Annotated in this window: 13 protein-coding genes; 5 read left to right on the top strand and 8 right to left on the bottom strand. The window is 67.5% G+C overall.

Annotated features, from left to right (window positions below):
* Nucleotides 1–174 precede the first annotated feature (174 nt).
* Nucleotides 175–669, top strand: coding sequence for an Lrp/AsnC family transcriptional regulator (locus ACSFBL_RS19055; RefSeq protein ID WP_435517355.1), 495 nt, complete (start codon nt 175–177; stop codon nt 667–669).
* 6 nt (nt 670–675) lie between these two features.
* On the top strand, nt 676–2,301 hold the full coding sequence (locus ACSFBL_RS19050; protein ID WP_435517354.1) for an MFS transporter: 1,626 nt from the start codon (nt 676–678) through the stop codon (nt 2,299–2,301).
* Nucleotides 2,302–2,309: 8 nt separating this feature from the next.
* On the opposite strand, the gene ACSFBL_RS19045 is transcribed toward ACSFBL_RS19050, so the two are convergent.
* Together ACSFBL_RS19045 and ACSFBL_RS19040 are read right to left on the bottom strand one after the other, a co-directional pair.
* Nucleotides 2,310–3,560, bottom strand: a complete 1,251-nt coding sequence (locus ACSFBL_RS19045) for an NAD(P)/FAD-dependent oxidoreductase (RefSeq protein ID WP_435517353.1) — start codon at nt 3,558–3,560, stop codon at nt 2,310–2,312.
* Entirely contained in the window at nt 3,544–3,927 is a 384-nt protein-coding gene (locus tag ACSFBL_RS19040; RefSeq protein WP_435517352.1) for a VOC family protein, read from the bottom strand. The genes ACSFBL_RS19045 and ACSFBL_RS19040 overlap by 17 nt, the downstream gene beginning before the upstream one ends.
* Nucleotides 3,928–4,050: 123 nt before the next feature.
* On the opposite strand from ACSFBL_RS19040, the gene ACSFBL_RS19035 reads away from it, so the two are divergent.
* The 3 genes from ACSFBL_RS19035 to ACSFBL_RS19025 all read left to right on the top strand — a co-directional run bounded on the left by ACSFBL_RS19035 (nt 4,051) and on the right by ACSFBL_RS19025 (nt 6,036).
* The gene (locus ACSFBL_RS19035) at nt 4,051–4,536 is read left to right on the top strand and encodes an SRPBCC family protein (protein WP_435517351.1); all 486 of its coding nucleotides are present in this window, start codon (nt 4,051–4,053) and stop codon (nt 4,534–4,536) included.
* Between the two features lie 331 nt (nt 4,537–4,867).
* Nucleotides 4,868–5,476, top strand: coding sequence for a hypothetical protein (locus ACSFBL_RS19030; RefSeq protein WP_435517350.1), 609 nt, complete (start codon nt 4,868–4,870; stop codon nt 5,474–5,476).
* Between the two features lie 185 nt (nt 5,477–5,661).
* Nucleotides 5,662–6,036, top strand: a complete 375-nt coding sequence (locus tag ACSFBL_RS19025) for an ATP-binding protein (RefSeq protein ID WP_435517349.1) — start codon at nt 5,662–5,664, stop codon at nt 6,034–6,036.
* Nucleotides 6,037–6,048: 12 nt separating this feature from the next.
* Here ACSFBL_RS19025 and ACSFBL_RS19020 read toward each other — a convergent pair whose 3' ends face one another.
* From ACSFBL_RS19020 to ltnD, 6 genes are all read right to left on the bottom strand, one after another.
* On the bottom strand, nt 6,049–6,507 hold the full coding sequence (locus tag ACSFBL_RS19020) for a RidA family protein (RefSeq protein ID WP_435517348.1): 459 nt from the start codon (nt 6,505–6,507) through the stop codon (nt 6,049–6,051).
* Nucleotides 6,508–7,695, bottom strand: coding sequence for an amidohydrolase family protein (locus ACSFBL_RS19015; protein WP_435517347.1), 1,188 nt, complete (start codon nt 7,693–7,695; stop codon nt 6,508–6,510).
* Nucleotides 7,692–8,516: a 2-oxo-tetronate isomerase gene (otnI, locus tag ACSFBL_RS19010; protein WP_435517385.1), complete on the bottom strand. Its 825-nt coding sequence runs from the start codon at nt 8,514–8,516 to the stop codon at nt 7,692–7,694. The genes ACSFBL_RS19015 and otnI overlap by 4 nt, the downstream gene beginning before the upstream one ends.
* A 158-nt stretch (nt 8,517–8,674) precedes the next feature.
* The gene (locus ACSFBL_RS19005) at nt 8,675–9,349 is read right to left on the bottom strand and encodes a class II aldolase/adducin family protein (RefSeq protein WP_435517346.1); all 675 of its coding nucleotides are present in this window, start codon (nt 9,347–9,349) and stop codon (nt 8,675–8,677) included.
* Entirely contained in the window at nt 9,346–10,614 is a 1,269-nt protein-coding gene (gene otnK, locus ACSFBL_RS19000; protein WP_435517345.1) for a 3-oxo-tetronate kinase, read from the bottom strand. The genes ACSFBL_RS19005 and otnK overlap by 4 nt, the downstream gene beginning before the upstream one ends.
* Complete coding sequence (gene ltnD / locus ACSFBL_RS18995) at nt 10,611–11,522, bottom strand: L-threonate dehydrogenase (RefSeq protein ID WP_435517344.1); 912 nt, start codon at nt 11,520–11,522, stop codon at nt 10,611–10,613. Before ltnD ends, otnK begins: the two co-directional genes overlap by 4 nt.
* Nucleotides 11,523–11,664 lie beyond the last annotated feature (142 nt).

Genomic DNA, 11,664 nt, shown 5'->3' with positions numbered 1-11,664 from the left:
CGTGCTGTCTCCAGGTGGGCTGAGCCTTGTGGGCTGTGGCTTTGCGAGGCCTCCGGGTCGGAGTCCCCTTGGCCATCATGACGCAAAGTGTATGCCTGCTGTCTCGACAGGTGTTTGCGTTCTTTGCCCATCTGGCGGGTCGTTTTGAAAGGATCTTGCTTAAAATCCGTCGAAATGGAAAGCATTGACAAGTTCGACCTCGCCATCCTGCAAGAACTGCAGGCCGACGGCCGACTCACCAATGCCGAGCTTGCGCTGCGCGTGGGCCTGTCTGCCGCGCCCTGCTGGCGCCGCGTTCGGGCGCTCGAGGAGTCCGGCTATATCAAGGGCTATCACGCCGAGATTGACCGCCGGAAGATCGGGCTGGGCGTGCTTGCCTTCGTGCGCGTGGACACCGAGCGCGTCACCGGCGACGTCACGCGCAAGCTCGAGGACGCGATCCGCAAGCTGCCGGAAGTGGTCGCCTGCCACTACATCAGCGGTACCGGCACCTTCGAACTACAGGTGGTAGCGCAGGACCTCGACGGCTTCTCGCGCTTCGCGCTGCAGCACCTGCTCAACCTGCCGAACGTGAAGGACCTGCACACCAGTTTCTCGCTCGGCGAGGTCAAGGCGAGCCACGCCTTGCCGCTCGAGCACCTGGCGGCGCCGACGACGCGCCGACAATAGGCGTCGATGCCACCGATTTCGCCCCTGGAAACGCCCACCGCTCCTCGCGTGCAGCCCTCGCGCGTCGGGCCCCTCGAACCGCTCAGGCTTCCCGTGTTCCGCATGCTGTGGAGCACCTGGCTGATCGCCAACATCTGCATGTGGATGAACGACGTGGCCGCGGCGTGGATGATGACCTCGCTCACCACCTCGCCGATCTGGGTCGCGCTGGTGCAGTCGGCCTCGACGCTGCCGGTGTTCCTGCTGGGGCTGCCCAGCGGCGCACTGGCCGACATCCTCGACCGGCGCCGCTGGCTGGTCGCCACCCAGTTCTGGCTGGCCGGCACGGCGATCGTGCTGTGCGTCGCCGTCGTGATGGACGTGATGAGCGCGCCGCTGCTGCTCGGCCTCACCTTCGCCAACGGCATCGGCCTGGCGATGCGCTGGCCGGTGTTCTCGGCCATCGTCCCCGAACTGGTGCCGCGCACGCACCTGCCGGCGGCCCTCGGGCTCAACGGCATCGCAATGAACGCCTCGCGCATCATCGGCCCGCTGCTGGCCGGCACGCTGATCGCGAGCGCCGGCACGGTGTGGGTGTTCGGCCTCAACGCGGTGATGTGCGTGGCCTCGGGCTTCGTCGTGCTGCGCTGGCGGCGCGAGCACACGCCAAATCCGCTGGGGCGCGAAAAGCTGATCAGCGCCATGCGCGTCGGCGTGCAGTTCGTGCGGCAGTCGCAGCGCATGCGCGCGGTGCTCACGCGCGTGGCGCTCTTCTTCCTGCACTCCACCGCGCTGCTGGCGCTCCTGCCGCTGCTGGCGCGCAACCTGCGCGGCGGCGGGGCCGGCACCTTCACGCTGCTGCTGGCGGCGATGGGTTCGGGCGCGATCGTCGCGGTGCTCTTCCTGCCGCGCCTGCGCCAGGCGATGGTGCGCGACCAGCTCGTGCTGCGTGGAACGATGCTGCAGTCGAGCGCGACCGCGGTGATGGCGGTGGCGCCCAATGCCTGGGTCGCGGTCCCCGCGATGTTCCTCGGCGGCATGGCCTGGATCACGGTCGCCAATTCGCTGTCGGTGTCGGCCCAGCTGGCCCTGCCCGATTGGGTGCGTGCGCGCGGCATGTCGATGTACCAGATGGCGATCATGGGCGCGAGCGCCTTCGGTGCCGCCCTCTGGGGCCAGGTGGCGGAACTCACTTCGCTCTATGTCAGCCTCGGCATCGCCGCGGCGACCGGCACGCTCTGCATGCTGGCCGCGCTGCGCTACGTGACCGACGGCACCGGCGAGGAAGACGACACCAGCCCGGCCCAACAGGGATGGGCCGCCGGTCCGCCGAAAAGCGCGCCGGGCGAAGAGGGTCGCGTGGTGATCACCGTCGAATACCTGATCGACCCCGCGCGCGCGGCCGCCTTCCTGATCGTGATGCACCAGACGCGCCGCACGCGGCTGAGCCAGGGCGCGATCGGGTGGGAGCTCCTGCACGACATCTCGGAGCCGAGCCGCTACATCGAGCAGATCGTCGACGAATCATGGACCGAGCATCTGCGGCGCTTCCATCGCGCGACGGCGGCGGACATCGCGTTGCGCGAGCGGCGCCTGGCGTTTCACCAGGGTGAATCGCTGCCGGTGGTGACGCGGTACATCGTCCACCGGTAAGTCGCGCCTCAGGCCGACGGCAGGAGCAGTCGCAGCACGCCGGTTGCCGTCACCAGCGTCTCGGGCGTGTGCGTTTCCTCGATCACGCCGCTCAGGCGCTGCCTGACGCTTTCGCTGTGGCGCGCGCGCCAGATCAGGAGGTCGGCCAGCCAGGGATGGTTGTTGATGCGATTGGCCTTCTCGTAGCCATCGAAGCGGGGCTTCAGGGCGTGCAAGCCGGCCTCGTAGCCTTCACGCACCTGCGCATCGCCCAGTTGCCGGTCGCGCCCGGCGGCGATGGCTTGCGCGGCGAGCATGCCGGTCTCGAGCGCCTTGCCGATGCCCTCGCCGGTGAAGAGATAGGTGCTGCCCGCGGCCTCGCCCGCCACCAGCAGGCCCGGCCGCGACCAGCGCGCGCCATCGAGCGAACAACGCAGCGGTGCGCCCTTCAACGCACCGAGCGGCTCGCCCTGCACCATCAATTCGCGGGCGGGCGCATACAGGCGGGTGAAGGTGGCGAAGAGCTCGCGCAGATTGAGGTCGCGGGCGTCCGCCCGGCCGTGGGTGATCCCGACGCCGACGTTGAACACACCGCCCGCGCACGGAAATATCCAGCCGTAGCCACGTCGCAGCGCACGGTGCCACACCACGTCGAGGCCGGTGATCCGCTCCTCCATCGCGTCATTGCGAACGTAGCCCCGGAGCGCCATGCCGCTCGGCGCGCGACGGGTGCACATGCCGGCCGCGATCAAGGGAGGGGACGCCGCGCCAGTGGCGAGTACGGTCCAGGGCGCGCGCAGCACATGTGGCTTGTGGTCGCCACCGTCCGGCAGCGAGAGGCGCGCGCCGACCACTTGCTGATCGGCATCGAGCATGGGCGCCTCGAAGCGCGCCGGCGCGAGCCAGCGCACGCCGGCCGCAAGTGCCGCCCGGCGCAGGATCTCGTCGAGTTCGCGTCGCGGCAACACTGCCAGATGCGCCGGCACATCGACCCGGCCGCCGCTCGGTCCGACGCAGCCGACATGCGTCGCGCCGCGCGCGCGTGCCAGCACTTCGTCGAGCACGCCGAGCCGCTCCAACGCGCGGTGCGCGTCCGGAATCAGGCCGTCGCCGCAGACCTTGTCGCGCGGGAATACCTGCTGGTCGGCGAGCACGACGTCGAAGCCCGCGCGCGCCAGCACCTGCGCGCAGGCGCTCCCCGCGGGCCCGGCGCCGATCACGAGCACGTCGCACGCGTGCGGCGCCTGCGGCGACGCTATCGGGTCAGCCGCCACTGCCATAGGGGCGGGTCAGGATCTCGAGGCTGTGGCCATCCGGGTCGTCCCAGTAGACGCCACGGCCGCCGTCGCCATGGTTGATCACGCCGGGCTGATGGTGGCCGGGGTCGGCCCAATACGGAATTCCGCGTTCGCGGATGCGCCCGAAGATCTCGTCGAATTCGGCTTCGCTCACGAGGAATGCGTAGTGTGCCCAATCGAAGGGTTCGTCGACTCGCATGAAATCGAGCGTGACGCCGTTGTCGATCTCCACGCCGTGAAACGGGCCATACCGGACCGGCGCGCCGCGTCCGAGAATCTCGGCCAGGAGTTCCGCGGACCCCTTCGGATCGCGGGCCTTGACGATCGTGTGGTTCAACTGGATGGACATGCTGCTCCTCGACGCGACGCCTGAATATGGCGCACCAGCGCAAGCCGTGGGAATCGGAGTATCACGGCCATGAAGCGCGTGTGGAAACTGTCGGCCTGGGCCGTGGTCTCGGTGGCACTGCTGGTGGCCATCCTCCTCGTCCCGTTGGAAGCGGACACGACCCGGATCGTCTCGACGGCTGACATCGCGCGCCCTCCGCCGGCGGTCTTTGCCTACGTCACGACGCCGGGAAATTGGCCGAAGTGGCACCCATCGTCCCTCGCCGTCAGCGGCGCCGTGGATCATCCGCTACAGATCGGCGAAACGGTCACCGAGGACTTCGAGGTCGCCGGTCGTCGCGGGCGGGCGCTTTGGCGGGTCACGGCGCGCGAGCCGGACCGGCTGTGGCGCATCAGCGGGACGATCGAAGGCCGCGAGGCGGGCACCGTCAGCTATTCGCTGGCGCCGACGTCGACAGGGACTCGTTTCGTCCGCGAGTTCGACTACCGCATGCCGAACCTGATGCTCGCATTGCTGAACCGCTTGAGCCTGCAACGCCGGATCGAGGCCGAATCCGCCCAGGCGGTGCGGCAGCTGAAGGAGCGCATCGAATCGAGCAAAGGCGTTTGACCTGCCGCGAGGACCTTCTCCGTCGAGGAGAAATAACGGACGCTGGACCAGACCGCCCCCGCACGCGCTCAAGATCGTTCGCGTTGACCCATTAATCGGGTACTTCTAAAGTCGCCGCGACCAGCAGCCATCGAACGATAACCGCTGAAATTTGTCGTCGACATCACCCTGCTCGACGCCTCTTCTGACCTCACCGAAAGATGCGAAGCGTGCAAGCCCTTGCGCTGCACCGGAGACCAAGGAAGAGGGAATCAGGAAGCTGCTCAACCACTGGCGGAATGGATGCCGTCCGCAACGACAGAGACGCGAGCCGGTCCCAAAAAGGACGGAAATGAAAGCCAGAGTTCACAGGATCGCCTTGCTCCCGATCACCCCTCCGGAAAAGCTGGGGCTCCGAAATCGCACGCTGGCGCCGCCGCTCGTCCCGCTGTCGGGCCCGAGTCCCCAGGACGACGAGGACGATTTCTCCAGCCAAGGCATGGAACCCGTGCGGACTGCGCTTGGCGCCAGGTTGACCTTCGCGCTTCAAGACGAACTTTGGAGAGCCGACTTCGAAGTCTCTCGACTTGATCACGCCAAGGGTATGCGGATTGACGCTCGCACGGTCGACTACAGAACCTTGCCGACGCGAGATGCCGTCCTTCATGTCTCGTTCGCGGAAGTCGGCATGTGCTCCTCGTGCTGGTCGAAAGCGTACGAACCCCGGATGAATGTGCTGGCATCCCTTCTCGCAGAACCGCGCGCATCGGACTGGCTGACGACCGACCTCTACTACTACGGCGCCGACGCGAGTGGTGAAACCGCATGGAGCCGTCCGACCGATCCAAGATTTCGGTACGGCAATCTGAGCGACAGCGCGGACGAGCTTGCTAAGGCCTACGACATGGCGATCGAGGCAATCGCACAACGTATCGTCAAGCAGCTATGCCAAAAACTTTGAAATCGCTTGCGAACTCGCTTGCCAGGCTTTGGCAACCCTCGGAGAGAAAGCCCGTCGAGCCAGTCGACAAGTCCGTCGCACCCCCGGCGCCGGCTCAGCGAAAACACACGGATATCCGCGACCTGCTGGAACAGGCGTCGGACTCCCTGGGCGCGAGGTTGAAGGTTGCGGGCATGTCGATGGACATGAAACTCCCGCCCCACCCGCTGCCGGTGACGCTCGACCGTTCGGGCATGCAGGAAGTACTCGCGCAAGTCGTCGATCTGGCCTGCCGCATCATGCCGTCCGGCAGCACGCTGCGCTTGCTGGCCCGGGTGGACGGCACGCACGCGGTCGTCAATTTCATGGACGTGCCGCCCTCCGCCGAAGAGCCGCGCCTCGGACATTTCTTCAATGCCGCATTCACGCGGAAGTGGCGACGGCCCGACGAATTCCATGCGAGATCGATGGCCAGCATCGCGCTGTGCGAACAGATCGTCGGCGACCATCGTGGGCGCATCTACGCCGCGCCTTCGCCGCTCGGCAGCCTCGGCGTCACGCTTCGACTGCCGCTCCACTAGCGGGGTGACCCCTCAGTGCTGCGGCAGGTACATCGTCGCTTCCACCTCGACCAGCACCTCGTCGCCCGGCAGAAAGCGCGACACCTCGACCACCGTGCTCACCGGCGGTTCACCCGGATAGAACAGCCCCCGCACGCGGTTGTACGGCGCGTAGTCGGGCAGGCGGCGGAAGTACTGCACCAGCTTCACCACGTCGTCCATCGTGCCGCCGTGCTCGGCAGCGATCTGGCGGATGCGTTCGAGCACGAACCAGCTCTGCGCCACGATGGGCGCTTCGAACACGTCGACCGACATCTGGCCGGTTGCATATCCCAGTCCACGCAACGCGGTGCGCGCCGACTCGGGAATGTCGTCGTAGCTCGCGACAGCGCGGCGGGTGGACGGGTCGACCGCCACCACGCCGCTCATGAAGACGAAGTCGCCCACGCGCTTGGCCGCTGCGTAGTTGGCCATCGGTTTGCCCATGCTCATTCAGATGTCCTCCGGGGTGAGGCCTGCGCGGATGACAGTCCGTCGGCGTCCGCGCGGGTCCAGAAGTTCGTATTCGTCGGCGGCCGACAGCAGCACCAGGTCTGCGGGGCAGCCCGGTGCGATGCGGCCGTCCCATGGCAGCCCGAGGGCCCGCGCCGGGCTGACGGTGATGGCGTCAAGCCAGTCAGTGGCGGGCGCGAGGTGACCCATCTGCACCCCGAGGCCGAAGGTCTCGACGAGGTCGTAGCCGCCGTAGGGATAGAAGGCGTCCTGCACGTTGTCGGTCGCGAGGCTCGCGCGCATCCCATGCGCCGCGGCTTCGCGGATGCGCGTGATGCCGCGCTGCACCGGCGTGCGGTCCCAGGCGCCCTGCAGGTACAGGTTGGTGGTCGGCAGCGCGATGAGGTGAATGCCCGCCTGCGCGCACAGCGCCAAGGTCTCGTTGGCCGTCGCGTCGTCCTGGACGGACAGTGAACATGCGTGGCCGCAAGTCACGCGCCCGTGCAGTCCGCGTGCAATGGCGAGCTGCGCGATGGTGCGCAGCCCGGTCGCCTCGACGTCCAATCCCTCATCGACATGGAAGTCGATCGCCAATCCGTATTCATGCGCCAGATCGAACACGCGCCCCAGCTTGTGCACGATGCCATCGTTGCGATAGACGAAGGCGCCAAGCACCCCGCCCGCACGCTTCACCGCCTGAGCGACGCGCTCACTGGCCGTTTGATCGGCAAACAGGTCGAGCGGCGTGAGCGCGACGAACTGCAGTTCAATGCGCCCGCGCCATTCGTCGCGCAGTTCCTCGACCACCGCGAGCGAAATCGGAGGCTCGGCGGCGCCCCAGTCCAGGTGGGTCCGCAAGGCGCGCGTACCGGCATGCCAGGCTTCGTCCAGCGCGCGCCGCATGCGGGAACGGAGCCCGTCGGCGGTCCAGTGCATGCGATGCGCCGCCATGCGCCCGATGGCCGCGAAGAGATTGCCCTCCGCTGCGCCGACCTCTCGCACGGTGTAGTTCTTGTCGATGTGGGCATGCGCGTCCACGAGGCCACTGAGCAGCATGCCGCGCGCCGACTGCGCGCTCGGCTCGATGCTGGCGACGCGAGCGCCGGCCAGCGTGACGTCGAACACATCGGCAGCGCCCGCCGCGAAGCCCCGAAGGCGCGGCGGGATGCGAACGCCTTCGAGCTTCATGCGCGCGAAGTGCGCGGGAGGCTCCGCAGCCAACCCAGCCCAGCGGAGGTGCCGTCGGGCACGGCGCCCCGCCGCGGCCGATACTCGCAGCCGACCCAGCCTTCCCACCCGCACTGCGCGGAAACCTCGTCGATGACGTCAAAGAGATAGGGATGGTTCAACTCACCGATGTCGGGCTCGTTCCGGTCGGGCACGCCCGCGATCTGGAAATGGCCGACGCGACCCGTCGGGAGGTACTTGCGAATCTTCATCGCCACATCGCCCTCGACGATCTGGCAGTGGTAGAGATCCATCTGCACCTGCACGTTCAGCGCGCCGACCGCTTCGACGATTGCGTGCGCATGGTCCTGCCGGTTCAGGAAGAAGCTCGGAATGTCACGCGTGTTAATCGGCTCGATCAGCAGGTCGAGCCCCGCCTTGGCCGCTTCGACCGCCGCCCAGCGAAGGTTGTCGACGTAAGTCGGCTCCACCGCGTCGCGCTCCATCCCTCCGGGCACCAGCCCCGCCATGACATGAACACGCGGACAAGCCAGCGCAGCCGCATAGTCGAGCGCCTTCAAGATCCCCTCCCGAAACTCCGCCTCCCGCCCCGGCAGACACGCCAGCCCCCGCTCCCCCCGCTCCCAATCTCCCGGCGGCCCGTTGAACAACACCTGCTTCAGCCCATTGGCCGACAGCCGCGCCGCAAGTTCACGCTGCTCATAGGCATAGGGAAACAGGTACTCGACCGCCAGAAAACCATCCTTCGCAGCGGCGTCGAAGCGATCAAGAAAGTCGAGTTCCGGATAAAGCATCGAGAGATTCGCAGCAAATCGTGGCATCACAAACTCCAAAGATTCAAATGCGCCCTACGCGCACGAAGGGACGCAACGCCCCAATCCAGAAACCCCGCGGAACCGGCTCCGCCGGACCGCAGGGGCTGCCCCCGGAAGGGGGTGCCCGAACCACACGAAGTGGGCGAGGCTGGGGGCGATCACAGTCACCAGCGTGCGCCGAAATTGCGGCGCAGGTCGTTGATCTGGTGCGGGCCCAGCGGCTCCGGCGGCACCTGCTTCGCCTGGCCGGACAGAAGCCAGAGCTTCGCGGTCTCTTCCAGTTCTTCCAGCACGGCCATCGCCGCGGCGGGCGTGTCGTGCCAGACGTTCGGGCCGAGGCGATCGAGCATCACGGCGCGGATCGGCGTGCCCTGCGAGCCATAGCGCTCGATGGTGTGCGCCACCAGCGCAGCAGCCTCCGGCGCGCCCGGGCGGTGGTAGGGAATCACAGGCACGTGGCCCACCTTCATCACGAAATACGGCGTCAGCGGCGGAAGCAGTTCGACGCCAGGCGCATTCAGCGTGAGCGCCACGCAATGGGTGCTGTGCGTGTGGATCACGCAGCGCGTGCCCGCGTCGAACTGCGTCGCCGCGCCGTAGATGCGCGCATGCAGCGCGATGGTCTTGCTCGCGAGGTCGCCGTGGGTCTGGTGCAGGTTCGCGTCCAGCCGCGCGAGCTTGGCCGGATCGAGAAAGCCGAGGCAGGCGTCGGTCGGCGTAATCAGGAAACCATGGTCCAGGCGCACGCTGATGTTGCCGGCCGTGGCATGCACGTAGCCGCGCTCGAAGAGGCTGCGGCCGATGCGGCAGATCTCTTCGCGGGCTTGGCTCTCGTTCATTCGATGACTTTAAAGGCTTTGCCGAAGAAATCGTCGGTGCCGAAGTTGCCCGACTTGAGTGTGATGTGAAGGCCGGCCCCGCCAGCGGCTTCGCTGGCCGCGTGGCACCACGGCACGCCAGGGTCGATCTGCGCGCCGATCTGCAACTGCGCGATGCCGAGCGCCTGCACCACCGCACCCGAGGTTTCGCCGCCCGCCACCACCAGTTGCCGCACGCCGCGTTCGACCAGGCCGCGGGCGATGGCGGCAATGGCTTCCTCGACCATCGCGCCCGCTTCCGCGGAACCCAGGCGACCTTGCACCGACTTGACGACCGAGGGGTCCGCGGTCGAATAGATCAGCACCGGACCCTGGTCGATGAGCGGCGCCGCCCAGGCCAAGGCCTGTGCAACCACGTCGATGCCGGAAGCAAGCTGCAAGGGATCGATCGCCAGTGCCGGACGGCCCGATGCGATGAAGTCCGCCACCTGCCGGTTGGTGGCCAGCGAGCAACTGCCCGAGACCACCGCCCGCAACCCACTCGCCGCAGGCAGCACGCTGGCGGCGGACGAAGGCGCGATGCCGAAATTCGGCGGCAGCCCGATCGCCACGCCTGACCCGGCCGTGACCAGCGCCATGTCCGCGAGTGCCGGCCCGAGCCGCATCAGGTCGTCGTTGGAGATTGCATCGACGATCGCGACCCCCACGCCTTCACTGCGCAGTTGCGCGATGCGCTCGCCGATCGCGGCCGCACCCTTCGCGACCGTGGCGTAGTCGATCAACCCCACCTTGCGCCGCGTCTGCGCCTGCATGACGCGCACGAGGTTCGAATCGGTCATGGGCGTGAGCGGATGGTTCTGCATGCCGCTTTCGTTGAGCAGCACGTCCCCCGCGAACAGGTAGCCCTTGAAAACAGTCCGCTTGTTGTCCGGAAAGGCCGGCGTGGCGATGGTGAAGTCACAGGCCATCGCATCCATCAACGCCTCGGTGACCGGGCCGATGTTGCCCTGCGCAGTGCTGTCGAAGGTGGAACAGTACTTGAAGTAGATCTGCCGCGCGCCCTGCGCCTTCAGCCAGCGCAGCGCAGCGAGCGACTGCGCCACCGCGTCAGTCGGCGCGATGGTGCGCGACTTGAGCGCGACCACCACCGCATCCACCTCGGCCGCCAGCGGCGAGTCCGGCACGCCGATGGTCTGCACCACGCGCATGCCCGCGCGCACCAGGTTGTTGGCGAGATCGGTCGCGCCCGTGAAGTCGTCGGCAATACAACCCAGCAGGAGGCTCATGGCTTCCCCTCCTTTCCCGACGCGTCGGAGGCGGGCAGTTCGATGCCCGGGAAGATCTTGATGACCGCGCTGTCGTCCTCCTTCGCGAAGCCCGCCGTCGAAGCCTGCATGAACATCTGGTGCGCGGTGGACGCGAGCGGCAACGGAAACTTGCTCGCCCGCGCGGTGTCGAGCACCAGCCCCAGGTCCTTCACGAAAATGTCGACCGCCGAGAGCGGCGTGTAGTCGCCGGCCAGCACGTGGGCCATGCGGTTCTCGAACATCCAGCTGTTGCCGGCGCTGTGCGTGATGACTTCATAGAGCGCATCGGGCGCGACGCCTTCGCGCAGGCCCAGCGCCATGGCTTCGGCCGCCGCCGCGATGTGCACACCGGCGAGCAGCTGGTTGATGATCTTGACCTTGCTGCCCGCACCGGCCTTGTCGCCCAGGCGGTACACCTTGCCGGCCATCGCGTCGAGCACCGCATCGGCCTTTGCGTAGGCGTCGGGCCGGGCGGAGCTCATCATCGTCATCTGGCCGCTCGCCGCCTTGGCCGCGCCGCCGGAGATGGGCGCGTCGATGTAGTGGATGCCGGCGGCGTTCAGGCGCTCCTCGAGCGCGATCGACCAGTTGGGGTCGACGGTCGAGCACATCACGAAGACGCTGCCGGGCTTCATCGCGGCCGCCGCGCCGCCTTCGCCGAAGAGCACGGCTTCGGTCTGCTGCGCGTTGACCACGACGGAGATGACCACGTCGCACGCGGCCGCGACCTGCGCGGGCGTGGCCCACGCGACACCGCCCTGTTCGGCGAAGCGCACCGCCGCACCGGGGCGCACGTCGCACACGTGCATCTCGTAGCCCTTGTCGCGCAGCGTTCCCGCGATGCCTGCGCCCATGGCGCCCAGGCCGATGAGTCCTGCTTTGTTCATGAATGTTCCCGAGGGTTCGAAGGAGGCCAGCACGCAAGAAACGGGCTGACGTCCGCGCCGGCAGCCTTGGCTGCCGTGCGGGTCAGGGAATCATCATAGAAATCCGCGCGCCCGCGTCACAACGGGACTAACCCCTCGTGAC

The organism is Variovorax glacialis (assembly GCF_051216375.1).
Classification (GTDB): Bacteria; Pseudomonadota; Gammaproteobacteria; order Burkholderiales; family Burkholderiaceae_C; genus Variovorax.
The sequence above is the reverse complement of the archived record's forward strand: the minus strand, read 5'-3'. Positions and strand labels throughout refer to the sequence as shown.